Origin of the sequence: Gloeocapsa sp. PCC 7428 (assembly GCF_000317555.1) — a bacterium.
GTDB lineage: Bacteria > Cyanobacteriota > Cyanobacteriia > Cyanobacteriales > Chroococcidiopsidaceae > Chroogloeocystis.
Genome location: NC_019745.1, coordinates 1,808,567 through 1,830,701, shown reverse-complemented (window position 1 = coordinate 1,830,701; position 22,135 = coordinate 1,808,567). Strand labels below are relative to the sequence as shown.

Genomic DNA, 22,135 nt, shown 5'->3' with positions numbered 1-22,135 from the left:
CATCAATACATTGAGCAAGCTCTCAGCAATTAACAATGAATAACAAAGGTTTAATCTTGTGGCTAACTGGGTTGAGTGGTTCGGGCAAAACAACTCTTGCTAAAGGAATCGAGCGCGAACTCAAAGAACGTGGCTGTTTAGTAGAGTTACTCGATGGCGATGTTGTCAGAACCAACCTTTCCAAAGGTTTAGGCTTTAGCCGAGAAGACCGAGACACAAATATTCGACGGATAGGCTTCGTCGCTAATCTCTTGAGTCGCAACGGCGTGATTGTCATTGCAGCTGTAGTCAGTCCCTACCGCGCAGCCAGAGATGAACTACGTCGCACAACCAATAATTTTGTTGAAGTATATGTCAATGCTCCGCTAGAAGTATGTGAAATGCGTGATGTAAAAGGATTGTATGCGATGGCAAGGGCGGGTGAGATTCGCGCTTTTACAGGAATTGACGATCCTTACGAAGAACCCTTAACCCCAGATATCATTTGTTACACCGCCGAAGAAACCGTTGAAGAAAGTGTGACTAAAGTTATAGCGGAACTACAACAAAGAGAATATGTTTCCGAAAAACCCCAACTTGAGTACGTGATTTAATTTCTGCTAAAGGCACGAACCGTTAATTATGAGGGGTGAGGCGTTGCTTTGCCCCTCGTGGCTTTTTAAAGAGCAATTTATCAAACTTCCCTAACTTTGCAGTCATTAAGCTGAATTTAAGCTTAAGTGTAACGTGCCTGCGAGCTTAAAAAGAGTAAAATTCAGCGTAAGATACGGTGAATTGAAATTGTCAGCAGTGAAGCTTGAACTAGGGTGAGTTAACCCAAAGTCAGATTTCACAATTGAAATCCCTTCTTAATATAGAAATTAAGGGCGATTGCATAACTCAACTATAGCTCGATCGCTCACGAGTAAGACGCGTTTATACTTGGCGCAAACTTGGCGATCGCGAAGATTTTTACACGCGATCCACAAACCTAGGGAGAAGAAACATGGCTGAAGCGCAACAACCACTAGACTACGAGTACGCGCTGGATCGCGATTGTACAACTTTGTCACGGCATGTATTACAGCAACTCCAAAGCTTCTCGCCGGATGCACAAGACCTCAGCGCCTTGATGAATCGCATCGCCCTGGCTGGTAAGCTTATTGCCCGACGTCTTAGCCGTGCAGGTTTAATGGAAGGTGTCTTGGGCTTTACGGGAGACGTTAATGTTCAAGGTGAATCCGTCAAAAAGATGGATGTCTATGCGAACGATGTTTTCATCTCGGTATTTAAGCAAAGTGGTCTAGTTTGTCGCTTAGCTTCCGAGGAAATGGAAAAACCTTACTACATTCCAGAAAACTGCCCAATAGGTCGTTATACACTACTTTACGACCCCATTGATGGCTCCTCGAATACAGATATTAACTTAAGCTTAGGCTCCATTTTTGCAATTAGACAGCAAGAAGGAGACGACAGCGATGGCGCAGCAACTGACTTATTACAAAGTGGTCGCAAACAAATTGCCGCAGGATACATTCTTTATGGTCCTAGTACGATGCTCGTGTACTCGATCGGCAAAGGCGTACACTCGTTTTCGCTTGACCCTAGTTTAGGCGAGTTTATTTTAACCGAAGAAAATATTCAAATTCCCGAAAAAGGAGCCGTATACAGCGTTAATGAAGGTAACTTCTGGCAGTGGGAAGAATCAATTCGCGAGTATATCCGCTACGTACATCGTACAGAAGGTTATACAGCGCGCTACAGTGGAGCTATGGTGAGTGATATTCACCGAGTTTTGGTGCAAGGTGGCGTGTTTCTCTACCCAGGAACGACAAAAAAACCTGATGGTAAAATTCGTTTGTTATACGAGTCTGCTCCTTTAGCTTTTCTGATTGAACAAGCAGGTGGAAGAGCAAGTACGGGAACCCAGGAAATTTTAGACGTAGTACCCGAACAACTTCATCAACGCACACCTTTGATTATTGGAAGTAAGGAAAACGTTGCGTTAGTAGAGTCATTTATTCAGCAACAAGCAAAAGAACAAAGCGAAAAAACAATGATGGCTCGTTCCCGCGTACCACAATAGGGGCGAGGAGCAAGTAAAAGATTTTACATTTGTCGTTAAAAATAATCGAGACAGGAGAGAATAGCAATGACTGATCAAGCAAGAAAACCTGCTAATCACTTGATCGAAATCAAAGAGTACGGTCAAAGTATCTGGATGGATAACTTGACTCGTGACATGATTCAATCAGGCGAACTCAAACAGCTAATTGAAAATGGTGGAATTTGTGGTATCACCTCAAACCCAGCAATTTTTGAAAAAGCAATTAATGGTAACGTCATCTACGACGCAGATATCGAAGCGGGGATCAAGGCGGAGTTACCAACATACAAAATCTACGAATCACTGATTTTTGAAGATATTCGTAATGCGTGCGATATTTTACGCCCTGTATATGAAGCCTCGAACGGTCTTGATGGCTACGTAAGTATTGAAGTTCCACCCACGATCGCACACGACACCGAAGCAACTGTCAAGGAAGCCAAGCGTTACTACCGAGAAATTGGTCGGGAAAATGTCATGATCAAAATTCCTGGTACCAAAGAAGGCTTACCAGCAGTTGAGCAAGTTATTGCAGAAGGAATTAATGTTAACGTTACGCTGCTGTTTTCAGTAGATAGCTATGTTGAAACAGCTTGGGCATATATTCGCGGTCTAGAAAAGCGCGTAGCTGAAGGTAAAGATATCAGCAATATCGCCTCAGTCGCAAGTTTCTTTCTCAGCCGCATCGATAGCAACATCGATAAGCGCATTGATGAAAAACTAGAGCAAGGAATCGACGATTTGAGCCATAAAGCGAAACTCGAAGCCATCAAAGGTAAAGTCGCGATCGCTAACGCTAAAATTGCCTATCAGAAATACAAAGAGATTTTTGGTAGTGACCGCTGGAAAGCACTGCAAGAAAAAGGTGGTAAAATTCAGCGGCTATTATGGGCAAGTACCAGCACTAAAGACCCCAAATACAGCGATGTGATGTACGTCGATGAATTAATCGGTCCTGATACGGTCAATACTCTCCCACCAAACACGATCGAAGCCTGTGCTGACCACTGCAATGTTGATAACCGCATCGAGACTGGGATTGAAGAATCTTATCAATTGATTGAGAACCTCAAAAACCCAGAAATTAACATCGACCTTGATGAAGTAATGGATGAATTACTCGTCGAAGGTATTGACAAATTTGTTACACCTTTCCAATCGTTGATGGAATCTTTAGAACAAAAGGTAAGCAAATTATCCCCTGTTTAAGCAGTTAGCTGTGAGCAATTAGCAATTAGTGGGCAAGGTAAACTGCTAGTTGCTAATTGCTAATTGTTGAATCAAGTATATAAAACCTTTAGAAACACTATGGTCACGCTGCTAGAAAATCCGCTGCGCGTAGGGTTGCAACAGGAAAGAATGCCAGAACCTCAAATTCTGGTCATTTTTGGAGCATCAGGGGATCTTACCCAGCGCAAGTTGGTTCCAGCACTTTACAAACTACGCCGCGAACGACGCATTCCCCCAGAAACAACAATTGTTGGTGTCGCCCGTCGAGATTGGAGTCACGACTACTTCCGCGAACAAATGCGCGAAGGGATCGAGCAATTTTCCGACGGTCTTGGTCGCGAAGAACTGTGGCAAGAATTTTCTCAAGGATTATTTTACTGCCCAGGTGATATAGATAACCCTAAAAGCTATCAAAAGCTTAAAGAGTTGTTAAGCGAACTTGATGGCAAGCGCGGTACGCAAGGCAACCGCGTATTTTATCTTTCAGTCGCACCAAAATTCTTCCCCGAAGCAATTGAGCAACTCGGACAAGCAGGAATGCTTAGCGATCCTGTAAAGCATCGTTTGGTGATTGAAAAACCCTTTGGACGAGATTTAGCTTCGGCGCGATCGCTCAACCGCATTGTGCAGAAAGTCTGTCGCGAAGAACAGGTTTACCGCATCGACCACTACTTAGGTAAAGAAACGGTGCAAAATCTGTTGGTCTTTCGCTTTGCCAACGCGATTTTTGAGCCGCTGTGGAATCGTCAGTTTGTCGATCACGTGCAAATCACAGTTGCTGAAACCGTAGGCGTAGAAGACCGTGCAGGCTACTACGAAACCGCTGGCGCATTGCGCGATATGTTGCAAAATCACTTGATGCAACTATTTTGCTTTACGGCGATGGAACCACCAAATTCACTCGATGCAGAGAGTTTCCGGACTGAGAAAGTCAAAGTTCTACAAGCAACGCGCTTAGCAGATGTGCAAAACTTAGACTTGTGTGCAGTGCGGGGACAGTACAGCGCTGGGTGGATGAAAGGCAAAAAAGTTCCAGGATACCGCGAGGAACCAGGTGTCGATCCGAACTCAACTACCAACACCTATGTGGCAATGAAGTTTATGATCGATAACTGGCGCTGGAACGGCGTACCATTCTATTTACGCACCGGAAAGCGCTTGCCAAAGAAAGTATCGGAAATTTCGATTCATTTTCGCGAAGTCCCAAATTTGATCTTTCAATCCGCTTCACAGCAGATGAATACAAACATTCTGGCAATGCGAATTCAGCCGAATGAAGGAATTTCACTGCGCTTTGAAGTGAAAATGCCAGGACCCGATTTGCGGACTCGGTCGGTGGATATGGACTTTAGCTACGGTTCAACCTTCGGGTTTGCTGCTTCGGATGCATACGATCGCCTCCTCCTAGACTGTATGATGGGCGACCAAACTTTGTTTACACGCGCCGATGAAGTCGAAGTAGCGTGGCAAGTCGTGACTCCCGCACTCGCCGCTTGGGATGCACCCGCTGACCCCGCGAGTATTCCGCAGTACGAAGCCGGAACGTGGGAACCCGCTGAAGCTGAAGCCCTAATCAACCGCGACGGACGACGCTGGCGCAGACTTTAGTAAGTAGAGGTGAGGGGTTAGTGACTGGTGGCTAGTGATTTGTTTTGAGATATGAATTAACTCTATTCAAAATTTACCCCTAACCTCTGACCTCTGCTAGACAATCCTGGTATACAAAAACTGAAAAAAAATTGAACTACCTTAAAGCTAACGACTGACAGCCCATCACATTAAAACTGTAAAGTAAATTATGGCAATTCAATCTCCTCCAATTTTTTCACTTCAGGAGCCAAAGGATGTTTCCCTCGGTGAAATTGAGGCAGAACTCAATAAAATTTGGCAAAGTTACGGGACTACTGGAAACGGTGAGGGAAGTCCCGCAGCTACTCGTGCTACAACATTTAGTCTAATTGTTTACGAACCCGAAGAAACGCAACTCCTGCTCGCAAATTTAAATATTTATCGCGGTCCAATTGATGGAATTCCTGGACCACAGACCGAAGCCGCACTCCGCGAATTTCAGAAAAAATATGACTTGCCCGTAAGTGGTACGGCAACACCAGAAACACGGACGAAATTACGCGAAGCTGTTGCACAGCAACACGGATCAGTGAATGGTGATGGTGATGCGCCTTATAGTTGGGATACTAGCAGAAATCCCAAAATTGCTGATGCGATCGCACTGCGCAACCCGTGTCGCATTATCACGCTGTGTCCCGTTGTCGGTGATGATGACGGCGTAACGGCACAAGTTTCAGCGTATTGTCCGATTCAAAAGCAATCTGCAACGACGCTGATTTGTTGCGAATACATCACATTTACAGGAACCACCGCCGGATTAGAACGAGTCGCAGGAATGATCGCCGCACTTCTCATCGGTGACTTGCCCAAGTTTATGTGGTGGAAGACAACGCCAGATCACCATAATCCACTTTTCAAGCGTCTCGCATCCGTCTGTAATTCGGTAATTGTAGACTCTAGTGGATTTAATGCCCCAGAATTTGGGCTGTTGCGCGTCCAAGAACTCGTCGAAGCAGGTATTCCCATCGCCGATCTCAACTGGCGGCGCATATCAGCTTGGCAAGAATTAACAGCAGAAGCGTTTGACCCGCCGCAACGACGTGCGGCGTTAAGCGAGGTAGACCGCGTTACGATCGATTACGAAAAAGGCAACCCTACACAAGCACTGCTATTTTTAGGTTGGTTGGCAAGTCGTCTGCATTGGCACCCGTGCGAATTTGAGCAAGAATCAGGAGACTACGAAATCAAGCGCATCCGCTTTACCGCGCAAGACCAACGCCAAGTTGAAGCCGAGTTAGCCGCGATTCCCACGGCTGATAGCGGTGAGATTCCTGGAGATTTAATCGCGCTGCGCTTGAACTCGACGAACACCGAAGCCGATTGCTGTACAGTTGTTTGTTCGGAAACGGGTGGTTGTATGCGCATGGAAGTCGGCGGCGGTGCGCAAGCGTGTCGTTTTCAGCAAGTATCATCGCTGGCTGACCAAAAAGCAGAAATTTTGCTAAGCCAGCAACTGCAACGTGTCGGACATGAGGCACTTTATGAAGAAAGCCTTGCTGTAACCGCACAGATACTGCAACTTGCGCCGCAAGACTAAAGAAGGGGTCAGGGATCAGAGGTCAGAGGTTAGGCTAAAAATAGCGTAAACTTTTGATTGAGGATCGTAGGAAATACGAGATTTTTCTATTGGTCATCAGACAAGCAAAGCTGCCAAGTGAGGAGTTAATACCCGCATTCCCTGACCTTTGACCTTCAACCTTCGATCTCTCTTATTGAAATAGAAATAACCATAAAGGCAATACAAGCAGTAATAAAATCGTAGAGACAACAATACAGCTAGCGACTAATTCGCGTTCTAAATTGTATTCCTCTGCAAAAATTAATCCAGCAAACGCCGAAGGCATTCCCGACATTAATACCATAGCTAAACGGCGATCGCCTGATAATCCTAAACATAATGTCGTCAAAATACCGACTAACCCAGGAATAACAACGACTTTTAGCATTGCGGGAATAATTGCAAGCTTCAAACTCTTCCACCCGCGTAGTTGGGCAAGTCGCATTCCCGTTAACAAAAACGCACTCGGAATCACAATTCCAATTGATGCTTGCAGTCCTGATTCTATAGAAGAAGGTAGTTCGATATTACGCGTCAGGTAGCCCAGCAAGAAAGTCCATAGCGTTGGTACGGTTAAAACATCTCGTAGCTGTACCCACCAATGATTTTGGTGCGTTTCACGCGCAAAGTAACTCGCAATGAAAACACCAAAGCCATAAGTACCAATCAAATTGTGTGTCAGGCTATAGAAGACGATCCAGTTTAGGTAGGTATGATCGATAAACGCCGGTGCGATCGCAAGTCCCACAAACCCAGTATTACCCAGTACCGCAGCTAAAATAAAACTGCCTTGAATTGCTGGGGAAGTTAAAGCCGCAGCCATCGGCAAAAAAGCAAGTCTTTGTATTATTTTTAAACACAAAACGGCAACACCCAGCCCCAAAAGCAGTGCTGTGAACGTAATAAATGGAGGAAGCGCGATCGATTGCGAAAAATCTGTCTGTCGCGCCAGTGCCAAAATTTCTATTGGTATACCCACCCAATACAGGCTACGCCCTAGCAGGCGCGGTAACGTTTGCGGCAGAAAGCGAAAGCATAACAATCCTAAACTTGTCCACAAAATCAGTGGGAAGTAGGCATCAAATAGCGTTTGTGTCATTCTTGAGGGGTGAGGAGCGAAGATAATGTAGCAGAGGTCAGAGGTCAGAATTAAAAGCTAGTTGAATCAGCACAAACCCCCCGTGCAGAGGCGTCCTTTGCTCAGCGCAAACTTTACAAGACAACGGTTCTGAGTTTCCATCATGTCCTAATTGACTATTGCTATACAACAGTCCCTTGGAAGCTAACTATGTTCGTGACTTACCATCATGATTGTAGAAGCTAATGGCTAATCGCTCATCGGCAAAAGCTAATTCAATACTTGCATTTGTCGAATTCGCCACGCGCTATTGCTGCGGACTAAATCGTATCTAACGCGGAGGTTTTCATCAGCATAGGAAGCACGTTGATTCAGCTTTCCCCGATCGTAAATTTGGGCAATTTCGCTGACGGTTGCTTGTACTGTTGCTAAATTTGGATTCGTCGCATTGACTTGTACGGAATCTATTTTTAGATTGTGCTGAAATTGTCGATGGCGGTTATTCGCGCGATCGCTCCTCACACGCTGTTGCCATTGTGCTAACGCCGGATCGACTAAAATATTTTGCAAGCTGGCGATCGCATAATCAGTGCTAAAAGCCGCTGCTTTAGCCGATAGCCAACTTTGGATAACTTGCTCGGCGGTTGCCGCATCCAGCGGTTCAACAACAGGCAAAAATTGCGAACCAGGGCTAGGAATAGCAAGCAGTGGTTGGTTTAACTGTACTGCTAGTTGCTCACCTGGTAGCGGTGGTGGTGCTGGATATAACGTTTGGCGTAACCACCCGAAGGCTTGACCAAGCAGGGCAAATACAAATACACTGCCAACAAGTCCTACAAGCGCTAATAAGGCGATCGCTGTTTTGTCTTTAACAGCAAAAGCTTTTCTTTTGCGTCTTTTTCTATGGGGAACGCGTACGTGTTCCATAGCAGATGTTCGTGAAACTGTCAAGTACCCGTTCTGCGTTGAAGTAGTATGCTCTGTTGCCGGCTCTAAGGTAGCACTACCGACCGTATTAACACTGGTAGTAACATTTGTTGTCGTATTCACTGCTGCATTTGCAGTCGTTTGGCGCGTACGGTTTGGCTTTTGCCTTTGCGGTTGAGATGCCTTATGAGTTGTTGATGTTGCCCCCTTAGCCACGGTTTGTGAAGTTTCGCTTTGATTGGGTAGCGCTTCTAAGTAAGTTTGAACGTGGTCGTCAGCAAAATATTCTTTTAAAGAAGCTTGCTGGTGTTTTAAGTCGCGAAACTGGGGAAAGACTTCATTTTGTAACCAACGTTCGGCATAGAGACACAAACCAGGTAATAAATCAGGAGAACCTTGCGAATGTTCGCGAATAAATTCTAATGGTTCGTGTTCGTGTGAAAGCTCTAAAGCGTGATTTGCTTCAACAGTTTGACCTAAAAGCAGTGCCGCGATCGCTTGTTCTAAGTACACATCTTGACGCTTAGCTTGAGCCAAATGGTGTAACAACAGCTTCGCTTGCGAAATCAACACAGGCATTCGCTGCGTAAAGCCACGCGCGATTAACGCATACACCGCAAGATAGTTGGCTACTGCCGAAGGGCGTTTGCTTTCTGCTTCAAATAAAGTTTGTTGTTCGGATACAGTGAGGTAAGTGCGTAGTTGCTGAATAAACCGCAGAAAGTCATCAAGACTCAGCCCTGAACCATCATCACTTGTACCATCAATTCCGCCACGCGCGTTGAGAAGATCTTGTAATAACCTGAGTCCCAAATGTCGGCGTTCTAAGCTTGTGCCTTCTGGTTCGGTAAGTAATGCCAAAATTCTGTAGGGACGTAATTTATTGAGATCTGCGGCGATGTCGTTTCTCAAGTTCAGAAAGATACCTTCGCGCGTCAGCCGTTGTTCGCCATTTTGTAGCGAGTTTGCAGCACTTTCATAGTTTTCTTGCTGCCATTGTTCGCGTCCTAATTCTAGGCATGCTAAGGCAACGGTTAAGACAACATCCGCGCGGAGTTGATCGTCATTTTGTTCGCGGTACGAGTTATTGAGATACGCATTTCCCAGCGTTAAAACAAGTTCATATTCGCCGAGTTCTTGGAGAATCAGCAAAGCACCAGCGAATAAATCATCCGAAATCTCGATAATCGGCGTGTGCGGCGCGAAAATATCTTCAATGAGAAATTCTGCTGAATTTTCCGTGTCTTTTGGTGTTGGTTGCTGTTCGTAGCGATGCGCAAAATAATTTGTATCGTAAGTCTTACGCTGGCTGGGTTCAGATAAAACTGCGTACGCTTGCTCGATCAATTGCTTGCGGGCGGCGATCGCTGCGGGTGAATACTCGCGTCGCGGCAACTGTTGTAGGCGATCGCGATAAGCTTGTTGTAATTGTTCGTGACTCGCCGCGACTGGCAGTCCCAAGATTCGGTAGTAGTCTAGTGGAATTTGCACAGCTTACTTCCCCTGCACCGCAAGTAACCAACTTAAACGAACGTTTTTCCGTCTCAGCAAAACCGTGCAATTATAATAACTTGAGAGCTTTATCCGCAACACGGATCTGCCCACAATAGTTAAAGTTACCTAACTTGAGATACTAGACAGTATACAACTATTCATACTACTACGAGGATACGACACGGCGATGGTGCAAGAACGAACATTACCCACCTTTTCTGCAACTACGGCGCAACTGAGTAAAGAAGAAGGTTTGCGGCTGTATGAAGACATGATTTTGGGGCGCTACTTTGAAGACAAGTGCGCGGAAATGTATTACCGAGGCAAAATGTTTGGCTTTGTCCATCTTTACAACGGGCAAGAAGCCGTTTCAACTGGCGTGATTCAATCGATGCGCCCTGGCGAAGATTACGTTTGTAGCACGTATCGCGACCACGTTCATGCGTTGAGTGCAGGAGTACCAGCTAAACAAGTGATGGCAGAACTTTTCGGTAAAGCCACAGGCTGTAGTAAAGGGCGGGGTGGCTCGATGCATATGTTCTCAGAAGAACATCGCCTGCTGGGTGGTTATGCATTTGTCGCGGAAGGCATTCCGGTGGCTACAGGCGCAGCGTTTCAATCGAAATATCGTCGCGAGGTGATGGGCGATGAAAGCGCGGATCAAGTGACGGCTTGCTTTTTTGGCGATGGCGCTTGTAATAACGGTCAATTTTTTGAATGTCTCAACATGGCGGCGTTGTGGAAACTGCCGATTCTTTATGTTGTCGAGAATAACAAGTGGGCGATCGGTATGGCGCACGAACGCGCAACCTCGCAGCCAGAAATTTATAAGAAAGCTAGCGTGTTTGGCATGGCGGGTGTTGAAGTTGATGGCATGGATGTTTTAGCCGTGCGCCAAGTTGCGCAAGAAGCTGTAGCGCGCGCTCGAGCAGGCGAAGGTCCTACACTAATTGAAGCATTGACATATCGTTTTCGCGGTCACTCGCTGGCTGATCCAGATGAGTTGCGCAGCAAAGACGAAAAAGAATTTTGGTTTGCCCGCGATCCGATTAAGAAACTTGCTGCATATTTAACTGAGCAAAATTTGGCATCGCAGGCAGAATTGAAACAAATTGAACAGAAAATTCAGCAGGAAATTGACGAAGCGGTGAAGTTTGCTGAAAGCAGCCCAGAGCCAGATCCTAATGAGTTGTATCGTTACATCTTTGCGGAAGATTAATCAACTGTGGTGGGCAACGCAATATTTGCTTGGGCAATGGCTAATTGGTAAAAGGTTAGAGAACGCTCCTATTACCAATTACCGATTACCCGTCTTGTATGTTTATTGATTTTCACGCAATTACAGAGAATTATCGTGTTTGCGATCGCATCTTCTCAACAACAATACAAAACCTACACCCTCACCGATAAAGCCGCTGATTCGCTTTTAGAAGTTGTCCCTGAACGCGGTGGGATCGTCACGCGTTGGTCGATTCAAGGTCAAGAAATTTTCTACTTGGACGCAGAACGGTTTGCGAATCCGCACTTAAGCGTACGTGGTGGTATACCGATTTTGTTTCCGATTTGTGGAAACTTACCAGACAACACTTATACGCACAACGGGCAACACTACACGCTCAAACAACACGGCTTTGCCCGCGATTTACCTTGGGAAGTCACCGAACAGGTAACGCAAGACCAAGCCAGTCTAATGCTGGTGCTAGAAAGCAACGACACAACGCGTACAGTCTATCCGTTCGATTTTCACCTGGCGTTTACATATCAGCTACAGGGAAATCAATTAGCGATTCTCCAACGTATTACAAATCACTCCGCAATCGCTATGCCCTTTTCGGTAGGGCTGCATCCCTATTTTCTCGTACGCGATAAAACGCAGTTGCAGTTCACTATCCCCGCAACGGAATATCAAGACCAGCGTACCAAGACACATCACGCCTTTACAGGTAATTTTGATTTCGGGCAAGATGAGATCGACGCTGCGTTTCGACCGCTCAGCGCTGCAAATGCGAGTGTTTGCGATCGCGATCGCGGCTTACAATTGCATCTGAGTTGGGATGATACGTATTACAAAACCTTCGTTTTCTGGACGCAGAAAGGCAAAGATTTTTACTGTGTCGAGCCGTGGACTGCACCGCGTAATGCGCTCAATACAGGCACTGATTTGATCTCCTTAGAACCTGGTGCAAGTTTGAATACTTGGGTAAATATGGAAATCACTTTTTTATAGAAATTCTTACCAAATTCTGAATTTATGTGGTATCTTAGTAAAGTTGCCAAAAAGCATCAGGCATCTGGGTCGCTAACTCAACGGTAGAGTACTCGGCTTTTAACCGATTAGTTCCGGGTTCGAATCCCGGGCGACCCATAGATATTTAATTGCTGGTAGCTATACATAGATTACAACGGTTCTAGCTATTTTTTATGACAATGAAAGTCGTAGCGTAGCTATTGACTTTGTCGTTGACGAGTTAGGGAGAATTACCAGAAATAAAGATCCCAAAGTATTCTCTGAATATAATTGCTTATAAGTTGAAAATTATCTTAAGATTAGCGTAAGAATTACGTTTGTCTTAAGACGACTAGCTGATTATCAAAATTAGGAGGACTATCTATGGCGCTCGTACCAATGCGGCTGCTGTTGGATCATGCGGCTGAAAACGGTTACGGCATTCCAGCTTTCAACGTGAACAACATGGAGCAGATCCAGGCAATTATGCAGGCTGCTAAAGAGACAGATAGCCCCGTGATCTTACAAGCTTCTCGTGGCGCACGTAAATATGCTGGTGAAAACTTTTTGCGTCACTTGATTCTAGCAGCAGTAGAAACCTATCCTTATATTCCTATTGCCATGCACCAGGATCATGGTAATGAGCCAGCGACTTGCTACTCTGCGATGAAAAATGGCTTTACCAGCGTGATGATGGATGGTTCGCTGGAAGCAGATGCTAAAACTCCTGCAAGTTATGAGTATAACGTCAATGTTACCCGTGAAGTCGTGAAAGTTGCTCATGCGATCGGTGTTAGCGTTGAAGGTGAACTCGGCTGTTTGGGTTCTTTGGAAACTGGTATGGGTGAAGCTGAAGATGGTCATGGTTTCGAGGGTAAACTCGACCACTCCCAACTATTAACCGATCCTGACCAAGCGGTTGATTTTGTTGAGCAAACTCAAGTTGATGCTTTGGCGGTAGCAATTGGTACTAGCCACGGTGCTTACAAGTTTACTCGCAAACCTACTGGCGAAATTTTGGCAATTAGCCGAATTGAAGAAATTCACCGTCGTCTACCAAATACCCACTTGGTAATGCATGGTTCTTCTTCAGTACCTGAAGATCTGCTAGAACTTATTAACCAGTATGGTGGTACAATTCCTGAAACCTACGGTGTACCTGTAGAAGAAATTCAAAAAGGTATCAAGAGTGGTGTCCGTAAGGTAAACATCGACACTGACAACCGTCTGGCGATTACCGCAGCAGTACGCGAAGCTTTGGCGGCGAATCCTAAAGAGTTTGACCCCCGTCACTTCCTCAAGCCTTCGATTAAGTATATGCAGAAGGTTTGTGCAGACCGCTATCAACAGTTTGAGGCGGCTGGTCAAGCTAGCAAGATCAAGCAAATTTCGCAAGACGAGTTTGCAGCGAAGTACGCTAAGGGTGAATTAAGTGCTGTAACGAAGAAGACAGTTTCTGTGTAAGAGATTTGTTGGTTTTTTTGGGCGGGTGGTCGTTGGGCTACCCGTTTTTTTACGAACCACATTGGCACAAAGATCACGAAGATTTTTTGCCGCCCAGAGGAGTAAATTAATTATTCGACTAAGAGTTCGGCTTTCATTCCGGCTTGGAAGTGTCCTGGAATGTTGCATTCGATGAGGTATCTTCCTGGTTGGAGGGTGGTCAGGAGTGTTGCTGTTGCGCCGCTGGGTAGGTCTTCGGCTTCGATTTCATCGATTTTTTCACCGACTTTTTTGCGATCGAGTCGGTTGTTTTTGATAGGCATTTGGTCGAGTGGTACATCAGTTTTGATGATTTCCATTTCGTGGGGAAGTTGACCTTGGTTGTAGGCAATGAATTCGATCGCACCAGCAGGTACAGTGCGGGGCGATAATTCAATTGCCATTTCGGTTTCAATAACTTTAACTTGAGTGACAGTTTGGGCGGCGATCGCCTCACGGTCAACACTGCCAATTGCAACAAGTAGAAAAATTAGAGCAATCAGCAATCTACTTAAAGTTTTCAACTCAACACCCTTTAATTGCACAATCGACGGCTACCTAAATTCTAAGAGGAAATGCGGCTGTATTTTTCCCTCACCTCTCACCTCTACAAAAATACGCTATGTTGCAGTGATGGCATTTGTCTGCGGACTTGGTCTAAGCGCGTTGGGTTAATTTCGGCGATCGCAACTCCTGGCGAATTTCCAGCATCGGCTAAAATGACTCCCCAAGGATCGACGATCATTGCGTGTCCATGCGATTGACGCAGGGCGTAGTGTTGTCCGGTTTGTGCTGGGGCGATAATGTAGCAAGTATTCTCGATGGCTCTAGCTTGCAGTAGCACTTGCCAGTGGTCTTTTCCAGTGTATGCCGTAAACGCAGCCGGAACAAAGAGAATATCTGCGCCTTTGAGTGCCATGTGGCGATAAAGTTCGGGAAACCGTACATCGTAACACACCGAAAGTCCGAGATTGCCGAGATCTTTGGAAGCGTAGACAGGGGGTAGTTGGTTCCCTGCCATCACTGTACTTGATTCGCGGTAGGTGTTACCGTCGGGTAAGTTGACATCAAACAGATGAACTTTGTGATAGCGCGAGAGTTCTTGACCACTAGGATCGATGAGTAAAGCAGTATTGTAGACTTTTGTACTGTCTACAGGTACGGGAAACCCACCACCCAGAATTGTGACTTGAAAGCGCTGTGCCATTGTTTTGAGGAATTTTTCACTCTTTTGCGCGATCGCACTTGCTTGCGCAATCTTCGCTGTTTCCTCTCCCAAGTAAGAAAAGTTTTCTGGCAAACTCACTAACTTGGCACCTTGACGCACAGCAAGTTCGATTAATTCTTCTGCTTGAACTAAGTTTTTCTCTAAGTTAGGCAGGCTCGTCATTTGGATTGCGGCGGCAAGATAAGGCTTCATGGATCGGTAATAAAATTTATGTATAGGGTGGAAAGACGGTAGAGGAGCTTTAGGAGAAGGCGATCCTAACTCAATATCATACTTTTTGAGGTCAGGTGATGGGTAATGGGTAGTAGGAAGTTGACCTAATATTATTGCCAATCACCAATTACCAGCTTGTTTACTTAATTACATCATCTATCGATATTAAGTGAATATTGATTTAAAAATTAGTGCGTGTTGAAGCTAAGTTTTGACTATTGCACCGAAATCTGCTAACACGCGGGCGTGATTGCGTAGGAGTCCGAGTAGATTTAAACGATTTCGTCTAATTTCTGGGTCAGAATCCATCACTAAAACGCTGTCTGGTCCATCGAAGAAGTTGCTTACTTTAGGGGCAATTTCTGCTAATGCTGTTATCAATTGTTGATAATCACGCGAGGTACGAGCAGCAATTGTTTTTGGTTCGAGTTGTACCAAGGCATCATAAAATGCTTGTTCGGATGATTTTTGAAATAGTTCTTGATTGATTAATTGTGGATGTAACTCGGTAGTATTTAAATCTCCTTGCGCAGCTAATCTTGTTGATCGATTTACCGTGTCGTAAACTTTCTCTAACTCACCATTATTACGAATGGATTGGAGAAATAAAGCGCGATCGCGTACGTCTAGTAAATCTTGTAGCGCTCGCAACTTGTACTCAAGGTCATTATCTCCTAAAACGGCATTGACTAAATCATAATCAACTGCTTTTTCCTCTTGTAATTGAGTACGCAGGCGTTGTAAGAAGAATTCTTGAAGTTGGTGTACTAATTCATCGAATCGCGCTTGAGGATGTGCGGTGACAAAATCTGTAGCTACTTGCTCTAAAAGTTGATGTAAGTTGAGTTGTAAGTTCGCACTCCAGGTAATATTAATTATGGCATTGGCGGCACGTCTTAAAGCAAAAGGATCGGATGAACCTGTTGGGATCATTCCCAAGCCAAAAATACTGACTAACGTGTCGAGGCGGTCGGCTAAACCAACGACTTGACCTATAATGCTGCTTGGTAAGTGATCGCTTGCGCCGCGTGGTAAGTAATGCTCAAAAATTGCGGTGGCTACGGCTTCGGGTTCGCCACTTGCCAAAGCATACTTTTGCCCCATAACTCCTTGAAGTTCGGGAAATTCATACACCATTTGTGTCACTAAGTCAGCTTTGCATAACAAAGCGGCGCGTTGAATTAAGTCGCACTCATTTTCTGATAGCGCTAATTGTGCAGAAACAAGTTCAGCAATCTTACTTAATCGCGTGACTTTATCGCGAACTGAACCTAAATCTTCTTGAAAAGTGACGGTTTCTAGCTGTGGTAAATAACTTTCTAATGGTTTTGATAAATCAGTTTTGTAGAAAAATTGACCGTCAGCTAATCGAGCGCGAATTACTCTTGCATTACCCGCAGCAATGATATCTGATTTTGCTGGGTCGCCATTAGAAATTGTAATAAAGTATGGTAAAAGCTCGTCAGAATTATCAGCTTTAAATACAGGAAAGTATCGCTGCTGAGTCACCATAACCGTTGTAATGACTTCCGCAGGTAAGTTCAAAAACTCATCATCAAAATTCCCAACAACGGCAGTCGGAAATTCTACTAAATTCGTTATTTCTGCTAATAAATCAGGATAAATCTGCGTAGTTCCCTTGACTTTTTGGGCAGCAGCTTGTGTCTGTTCTTGAATTTGATTTTGTCGCTGCTGTGGGTTGACTTCAACGAAAGCACGTCGTAGTATATCTACATAGTTATTAGAATGGTCAACTATTACCTTTTCTGGCGATAAGACGCGATGTCCAAGACTAAAGCGATCGCTCTTAATCTTTTCTGAACCATTCTCTAACTCTACAGGCAATACAGCATCATCGAGCAACGTCACTAACCAGACAATCGGTCGCGCAAACCGCAAATCGCCATCACCCCACCGCATCAAGCGCTTACCTTCGAGTTTCGTAATCCACTGCGGGACTAACTCTGTTAAGATTTCGGCGGTCGGTCGTCCAGGGATGCGCTGTTGCACAAAGACAAAATCACCCTTATCTGTAGCGCGAATTTCCAGCGCTTCAAGCGCAACACCTTGCTTCTTGGCAAATCCTTCCGCAGCCTTCGTTGGTTGTCCATCTTTAAACGCCGCTTGGGCGGGTGGGCCTTTAATTTCTTCCTCGCGATTTGGTTGTTGCGTGGGTAATCCCTGAATCACAATCGCTAATCGTCGAGGAGTACCGTAAACGTCAATCGAACTCGCCGACAAACTATTGTCTTGCAAACTCTGCGGAATCAGCGATCGCCATTGTTGAATTGCACTTCCCACAAAATCCGCAGGTAATTCTTCTGTACCAACTTCTAATAAAAAACTAGGCATAAGAAATTAAACTACATATATTCCAGTTTCAACAGTTTATCGCGCCACCTGGTAATTGGTAATTGGTAAGGGGTTGGTAATCGTTAGCCTGATTCATAGTAAGATAGCTAGATCTGTGTCTGTTTTCTCAGCAGATGCTAGATATATAGAAAGACTTTGACAACTGTTACCTTATTCAATCACCAGCGACAAAACTCAAGCAACTATGCGAACTCACTATTGCGGCGAATTGCGTTCCTCAAATATTGGAGAAACTGTCACCCTAAATGGCTGGGTAGACCGTCGCCGCGATCATGGAGGCGTGATATTTTTAGATTTACGCGACCGCACTGGAATTGTGCAAATCGTTAGCGATCCGCAACGTACACCAGGATCTTACGCGCAAGCTGACGCACTGCGAAACGAATACGTCGTCCAAATCACTGGAAGAGTTACCCAGCGTCCATCCGAATCGCTTAACCCGCGCCTACCTACGGGTGAAATCGAAATTTACGCCGATGAAATAAAGCTTCTCAACGCTGTACACAAGCAATTACCCTTTCAAGTCGCAACAGCTGATACTGAGACAGTGCGCGAAGAATTGCGGTTGAAATATCGCTATTTAGACATTCGTACCAGTCGCATGAGTCGCAATTTACAGTTGCGTCACCAAGTCGTCAAAGCAATTCGGCGTTACCTCGAAGATCAATACAACTTTATTGAAGTTGAAACACCAATTTTGACACGTTCGACCCCCGAAGGCGCAAGAGATTACCTCGTTCCCAGTCGCGTCAATCCGAGTGAATGGTTTGCATTACCGCAGTCACCGCAGTTGTTTAAACAATTGCTAATGGTATCAGGATGCGATCGCTACTATCAAATTGCGCGGTGTTTCCGCGATGAAGACTTACGCGCCGACAGACAACCAGAATTTACGCAACTCGACATGGAAATGAGTTTCATGTCGCAAGCCGAAATTCTCGAACTCAACGAAGGTTTAGTTTGTCATATTTTCAAAACCGTCAAAGGAATCGAACTTCCACGTCCTTTCCCGCGTTTAACATGGGCGGAGGCGATGGAACATTACGGAAGCGATAAACCGGATACGCGCTTTGGTTTAGAACTTGTGAATGTTTCTGATTTAGTCAAAGATTCAGGGTTCAAAGTATTTTCAGGGGCGATCGCCGCTGGTGGTACAGTCAAAGTTCTGCCAATTCCTCACGGAAATGACATTATTTCTAATGTCCGTATCAAACCTGGTGGCGATTTATTCAAAGAAGCCATCGAAGCGGGTGCTAAAGGATTAGCTTATATTCGCGTGCGCGATGATGGCGAAATTGACACGATTGGCGCGATTAAAGACAATCTCACCGCTGAACAAAAGCACGAATTATTGCAGCGTACAGGTGCGAAAGCCGGACATTTATTACTTTTTGGTGCGGGTGATAGCGCGACTGTTAACAAAACTTTAGATCGATTGCGGCTAGTTATTGGACGCGAATTAGGGTTAATCGACCCTGATAAAATTAACTTGCTATGGGTGACAGATTTCCCTATGTTTGAGTGGAATGCCGACGAAAAGCGTTTAGAAGCGCTGCATCACCCCTTTACCGCACCGCATCCAGATGACTTGCACGATCTTAAAACTGCGCGCGCGCAAGCGTACGATTTAGTATTGAATGGTGTTGAAATTGGCGGCGGAAGTCTGCGGATATATCAACGCGAAATTCAAGAACAAGTATTTAGTGCGATCGGACTTTCCCAAGCGCAGGCACAAAATAAATTTGGCTTTCTTTTAGAAGCGTTTGAGTATGGAACACCACCGCATGGTGGAATTGCTTACGGTTTAGATCGCTTGGTGATGTTACTCGCTGGCGAAGAGTCGATTCGCGATGTCATCGCGTTTCCAAAGACACAACAAGCGCGGTGTTTATTAACCGATGCGCCTTCGAGTGTGGATGACAAGCAGTTGAAAGAATTGCAGGTTGTTTCGACGTATAAGCCCAAAGCTTAAGGTGGTAATTGGTAATGGGTAACTGGTAATAGATGATAAACTGATCTAAATTTCCTTTTACCTCAAGCAAGCACAAATTCAATTGGTAATGGGTAATAAACTTATGAACGTCCAATTACCAATTACCAATGACCAATGACCTATTGCTGATTTTCTAAAGTAGAACGACCAACGATATAATTTGTCGCTTCTACATTTGGAGTAAGTGGCTCAATTCTACCGAGACGAACTAATGCTTGGTGAATCCATGCTGCGGCGCTAGCGCGGCTTAAAGGTTCTGTAGGATTCAAAACGCGTACATTAGGATAATTAACAACAATATTTGCTTCCGTTGCTCTAGCAACATCTTCTACAGCATTTGAGGGAATTTGTGCTGCGTCAACGTAGTAGTTGTTGACAATTTCAGAGGGTGGACGGCTAACTGCTGCTTGAGTCGCAGGCGGGGTTGTTGTTTCAGGTGGCGATGCTTGTGCGGGTGCGACTTGACTGACTGCACTAAATACAGGTTGCATTAAGGATGCGATCGCAAATGGAATCGATCCTCTCTGTGCGCGGCGGCGATTTGCTGGGGTTGTTTGTCCAGCAGTTGTTTGCGGTGTGGTTGCGGCTGTTTGTGCTGGTACTAAATTCAATCCGCGCATTAAAATCATAAGTGCTTGTGCGCGTTGGATTTCTTCTTCTGGAAGAAAATTATTATTTTCTGTGGCTTCCATAAAGCCTTGTTCGTAAGCTTCTTCAATTGCTGGATTTGCCCAATATTCTTCGGGAACGTCATTAAATACACTGGCACTAGGAATATCTCTTTCTTGTTGAGTACTAAAAGCCCGACGCACGAGTGCAGCAAATTCATCACGCTGTACAGCTTGTTCGGGTCTAAACGTACCATCAGGATAGCCAGCAATGATGTTGCGTGCTGTTAAAGATTCAATAAAAGGTCGCGCCCAATAATTTTGAGGTACATCAGGAAAAGTCGTTTGTGCTATAGCTGGTGCAATACTAACCAACGGAGCAACTACGGTTAATCCTAAACTTAATAGTGCTATATCTTTTGTGGAAAACGAGCTAGACATCCTTATACGTCCCTTCTCAAAGACTTTGTTCTTAATCTAAAAATACCTTTATTACCTTTTTAATCTTCTCCCTCTCTCGATAGAAAGACTTTCTTGATAACGCGTTTAAATAAATAGAAAGTTTTTAATAGTTTTTATGACTTTTCCTTGATATGTTGTAGCTCAGCCTTCAAGAATTTTCTTCAATTTTTCTTGCTGTGGTATGAGCAGTAATTGCTTTGAGAGCGTGTCTTTACAGTCTGTAAGAGACATTCTTTGATTGCTGTATCACTCGTGTTGTATTCTAAGTTAGTGCTTTTATAGCAACGATTGCTAACATAATTTTTCAACTAAGTTCTATCTTTAAATCGATCTTCAGAATATACCCAAAGAAAGAGTAAAACGCGAGCAATTGGACAGTTTTACTAAAAATGACATTATTTTTGCTAACTCCTGCTTGATAGCCGCCGTGCATCGTCTGTGTAGTTCATCGATATACACATCCCTAAGATAGGAATTTTAAACAAATTGAACTCCTACCTCAGAAAGATGGATTAACACAATAACTTTCTAGGCTAGTTAATAGAAGAAATCAACAGGAGGGTACAACATGGTTCTTTACAAACTGGAAGATTTCGATCCTGACTATCGCGATAGTTTTGACGGTAGCGATATTAAAGGATTTGATGTTTACACAGACGTAAACAACGAGAATGTTGGTACTATCAAAAATATCTTGGTAGACGAAGCCGGACACTTTCGCTACTTTGTGGTTGATACAGGTTTCTGGATTTTTGGTAAAGAAGTTTTATTACCCGTCGGTCGCGCGCGGATTGACCAAGGAGCAGGAAGAGTTATCGCATCAGGCTTAACAAAAGAGCAAGTCGAAGCTTTACCCGAATTTAGCGACGATTTGCGCGTAGACTACGATTATGAAGAGCGCGTACGTGGAGTATATCGTCCACAAACGCTAGAATCAACAGCACCCCTAGATACAGCTACAGCGACTACAGCAGGTGCTGTCGCACCGCGCGCGAATACAGAATACAATCGCGATACCTACGACTACCAACATGACGCTGATTTATACAACATGAATCGGCAAGACCAGCAAGCGCTTAAGCTTTATGAAGAGCGGTTAGTCGCTAATAAGACACGGAGGAAAGCAGGCGAGGTATCGATTGGTAAAAGGGTAGAAACCGAAACCGCGCAAGTTTCGATACCTGTAGAAAAAGAAAAAGTCGTTGTGGAACGCACAACCCCTACCAACACTCAAGCTGTCGCGTCCCCTGGAACCGATGCTTTCCGCGAGGGTGAAGTTGCACGCGTAGAATTGCATGAAGAATCAGCAGATGTTCAAAAAGAAGCTTTTGTACGCGAAGAAGTTAAGGTGAAGAAAGTTGTTGAGCAAGACACCGTTAACGCACAAGAAACAATCCGTAGGGAGGAGTTGGATCTAGGTAAATCAGGCAACTTAAACGTTGACCAAAAAAGTTAGGTGACGTTGAAAGTGCCTAATCATCTGATTCCTTAAACTGATAAAAGCATTAAGTCCTTGATGTGATCAAGGACTTGTTTTTTGCTATGTT

General features: G+C 44.7%; 15 protein-coding genes, 1 tRNA gene and 1 pseudogene. 11 read left to right on the top strand and 6 right to left on the bottom strand.

The window, feature by feature from the left end; all coding sequences use genetic code 11:
• Positions 1 to 26: 26 nt before the first annotated feature.
• The 5 genes and pseudogenes from cysC to opcA form a co-directional block, all read left to right on the top strand.
• A pseudogene (cysC, locus tag GLO7428_RS08045) lies at positions 27 to 593 on the top strand (adenylyl-sulfate kinase); the annotation flags it as partial.
• Positions 594 to 985: 392 nt separating this feature from the next.
• Positions 986 to 2,065, top strand: coding sequence for a class 1 fructose-bisphosphatase (gene fbp, locus GLO7428_RS08040; protein WP_015188066.1), 1,080 nt, complete (start codon positions 986 to 988; stop codon positions 2,063 to 2,065).
• Between the two features lie 66 nt (positions 2,066 to 2,131).
• Positions 2,132 to 3,295 carry a transaldolase gene (tal, locus tag GLO7428_RS08035; protein ID WP_015188065.1) on the top strand — a complete coding sequence of 388 codons (1,164 nt, stop codon included), beginning with the start codon at positions 2,132 to 2,134 and terminating at the stop codon, positions 3,293 to 3,295.
• 99 nt (positions 3,296 to 3,394) lie between these two features.
• Complete coding sequence (zwf, locus tag GLO7428_RS08030) at positions 3,395 to 4,924, top strand: glucose-6-phosphate dehydrogenase (RefSeq protein WP_015188064.1); 1,530 nt, start codon at positions 3,395 to 3,397, stop codon at positions 4,922 to 4,924.
• A gap of 190 nt (positions 4,925 to 5,114) precedes the next feature.
• Positions 5,115 to 6,482, top strand: coding sequence for a glucose-6-phosphate dehydrogenase assembly protein OpcA (gene opcA / locus GLO7428_RS08025; RefSeq protein ID WP_015188063.1), 1,368 nt, complete (start codon positions 5,115 to 5,117; stop codon positions 6,480 to 6,482).
• Positions 6,483 to 6,654: 172 nt separating this feature from the next.
• Here opcA and GLO7428_RS08020 read toward each other — a convergent pair whose 3' ends face one another.
• Both GLO7428_RS08020 and GLO7428_RS08015 read right to left on the bottom strand, forming a co-directional pair.
• Positions 6,655 to 7,602 (bottom strand): AEC family transporter, encoded by a 948-nt coding sequence (locus tag GLO7428_RS08020; protein ID WP_015188062.1) that lies wholly within the window; start codon positions 7,600 to 7,602, stop codon positions 6,655 to 6,657.
• 249 nt (positions 7,603 to 7,851) lie between these two features.
• Positions 7,852 to 9,999 (bottom strand): IMS domain-containing protein, encoded by a 2,148-nt coding sequence (locus GLO7428_RS08015; RefSeq protein ID WP_015188061.1) that lies wholly within the window; start codon positions 9,997 to 9,999, stop codon positions 7,852 to 7,854.
• Between the two features lie 190 nt (positions 10,000 to 10,189).
• On the opposite strand from GLO7428_RS08015, the gene pdhA reads away from it, so the two are divergent.
• The 4 genes from pdhA (at position 10,190) to fba (ending at position 13,693) form a co-directional block, all read left to right on the top strand.
• Complete coding sequence (pdhA, locus tag GLO7428_RS08010; RefSeq protein ID WP_015188060.1) at positions 10,190 to 11,221, top strand: pyruvate dehydrogenase (acetyl-transferring) E1 component subunit alpha; 1,032 nt, start codon at positions 10,190 to 10,192, stop codon at positions 11,219 to 11,221.
• 132 nt (positions 11,222 to 11,353) lie between these two features.
• Positions 11,354 to 12,229: an aldose epimerase gene (locus GLO7428_RS08005; protein WP_196797563.1), complete on the top strand. Its 876-nt coding sequence runs from the start codon at positions 11,354 to 11,356 to the stop codon at positions 12,227 to 12,229.
• A gap of 66 nt (positions 12,230 to 12,295) precedes the next feature.
• Positions 12,296 to 12,367 (top strand) — tRNA-Lys (locus tag GLO7428_RS08000).
• A gap of 246 nt (positions 12,368 to 12,613) precedes the next feature.
• Positions 12,614 to 13,693, top strand: a complete 1,080-nt coding sequence (gene fba, locus GLO7428_RS07995) for a class II fructose-bisphosphate aldolase (RefSeq protein WP_015188058.1) — start codon at positions 12,614 to 12,616, stop codon at positions 13,691 to 13,693.
• Between the two features lie 110 nt (positions 13,694 to 13,803).
• Here the strand turns inward: fba and GLO7428_RS07990 are convergent, their stop codons facing one another.
• The 3 genes from GLO7428_RS07990 to glyS form a co-directional block, all read right to left on the bottom strand.
• On the bottom strand, positions 13,804 to 14,217 hold the full coding sequence (locus GLO7428_RS07990; RefSeq protein ID WP_071882416.1) for a sulfocyanin-like copper-binding protein: 414 nt from the start codon (positions 14,215 to 14,217) through the stop codon (positions 13,804 to 13,806).
• A gap of 101 nt (positions 14,218 to 14,318) precedes the next feature.
• Positions 14,319 to 15,131, bottom strand: a complete 813-nt coding sequence (locus GLO7428_RS07985) for a carbon-nitrogen hydrolase family protein (protein WP_015188056.1) — start codon at positions 15,129 to 15,131, stop codon at positions 14,319 to 14,321.
• Between the two features lie 225 nt (positions 15,132 to 15,356).
• Positions 15,357 to 17,504: a glycine--tRNA ligase subunit beta gene (gene glyS / locus GLO7428_RS07980; protein ID WP_015188055.1), complete on the bottom strand. Its 2,148-nt coding sequence runs from the start codon at positions 17,502 to 17,504 to the stop codon at positions 15,357 to 15,359.
• A 205-nt stretch (positions 17,505 to 17,709) separates the two neighbouring features.
• Here glyS and aspS point away from each other — a divergent pair, with 205 nt between their 5' ends.
• Positions 17,710 to 19,497 carry an aspartate--tRNA ligase gene (aspS, locus tag GLO7428_RS07975; RefSeq protein ID WP_015188054.1) on the top strand — a complete coding sequence of 596 codons (1,788 nt, stop codon included), beginning with the start codon at positions 17,710 to 17,712 and terminating at the stop codon, positions 19,495 to 19,497.
• A 140-nt stretch (positions 19,498 to 19,637) separates the two neighbouring features.
• Here the strand turns inward: aspS and GLO7428_RS07970 are convergent, their stop codons facing one another.
• Positions 19,638 to 20,567, bottom strand: a complete 930-nt coding sequence (locus tag GLO7428_RS07970; RefSeq protein ID WP_015188053.1) for an S-layer homology domain-containing protein — start codon at positions 20,565 to 20,567, stop codon at positions 19,638 to 19,640.
• A gap of 589 nt (positions 20,568 to 21,156) precedes the next feature.
• Between GLO7428_RS07970 and GLO7428_RS07965 the strand changes: the two genes are divergently transcribed.
• Entirely contained in the window at positions 21,157 to 22,044 is an 888-nt protein-coding gene (locus GLO7428_RS07965) for a DUF2382 domain-containing protein (RefSeq protein WP_015188052.1), read from the top strand.
• Positions 22,045 to 22,135 lie beyond the last annotated feature (91 nt).

What these genes read in the sequence shown, in the direction of transcription:
- GLO7428_RS07965 (WP_015188052.1), top strand. Translation starts at nt 21,157, where the DNA reads ATGGTTCTTTACAAACTGGAAGATTTCGATCCTGACTATCGCGATAGT.
- opcA (WP_015188063.1), top strand. Translation starts at nt 5,115, where the DNA reads ATGGCAATTCAATCTCCTCCAATTTTTTCACTTCAGGAGCCAAAGGAT.
- aspS (WP_015188054.1), top strand. Translation starts at nt 17,710, where the DNA reads ATGCGAACTCACTATTGCGGCGAATTGCGTTCCTCAAATATTGGAGAA.
- GLO7428_RS07970 (WP_015188053.1), bottom strand. Translation starts at nt 20,567, where the DNA reads ATGTCTAGCTCGTTTTCCACAAAAGATATAGCACTATTAAGTTTAGGA.
- fbp (WP_015188066.1), top strand. Translation starts at nt 986, where the DNA reads ATGGCTGAAGCGCAACAACCACTAGACTACGAGTACGCGCTGGATCGC.
- GLO7428_RS08020 (WP_015188062.1), bottom strand. Translation starts at nt 7,602, where the DNA reads ATGACACAAACGCTATTTGATGCCTACTTCCCACTGATTTTGTGGACA.
- glyS (WP_015188055.1), bottom strand. Translation starts at nt 17,504, where the DNA reads ATGCCTAGTTTTTTATTAGAAGTTGGTACAGAAGAATTACCTGCGGAT.
- pdhA (WP_015188060.1), top strand. Translation starts at nt 10,190, where the DNA reads ATGGTGCAAGAACGAACATTACCCACCTTTTCTGCAACTACGGCGCAA.
- fba (WP_015188058.1), top strand. Translation starts at nt 12,614, where the DNA reads ATGGCGCTCGTACCAATGCGGCTGCTGTTGGATCATGCGGCTGAAAAC.
- GLO7428_RS07985 (WP_015188056.1), bottom strand. Translation starts at nt 15,131, where the DNA reads ATGAAGCCTTATCTTGCCGCCGCAATCCAAATGACGAGCCTGCCTAAC.
- zwf (WP_015188064.1), top strand. Translation starts at nt 3,395, where the DNA reads ATGGTCACGCTGCTAGAAAATCCGCTGCGCGTAGGGTTGCAACAGGAA.
- tal (WP_015188065.1), top strand. Translation starts at nt 2,132, where the DNA reads ATGACTGATCAAGCAAGAAAACCTGCTAATCACTTGATCGAAATCAAA.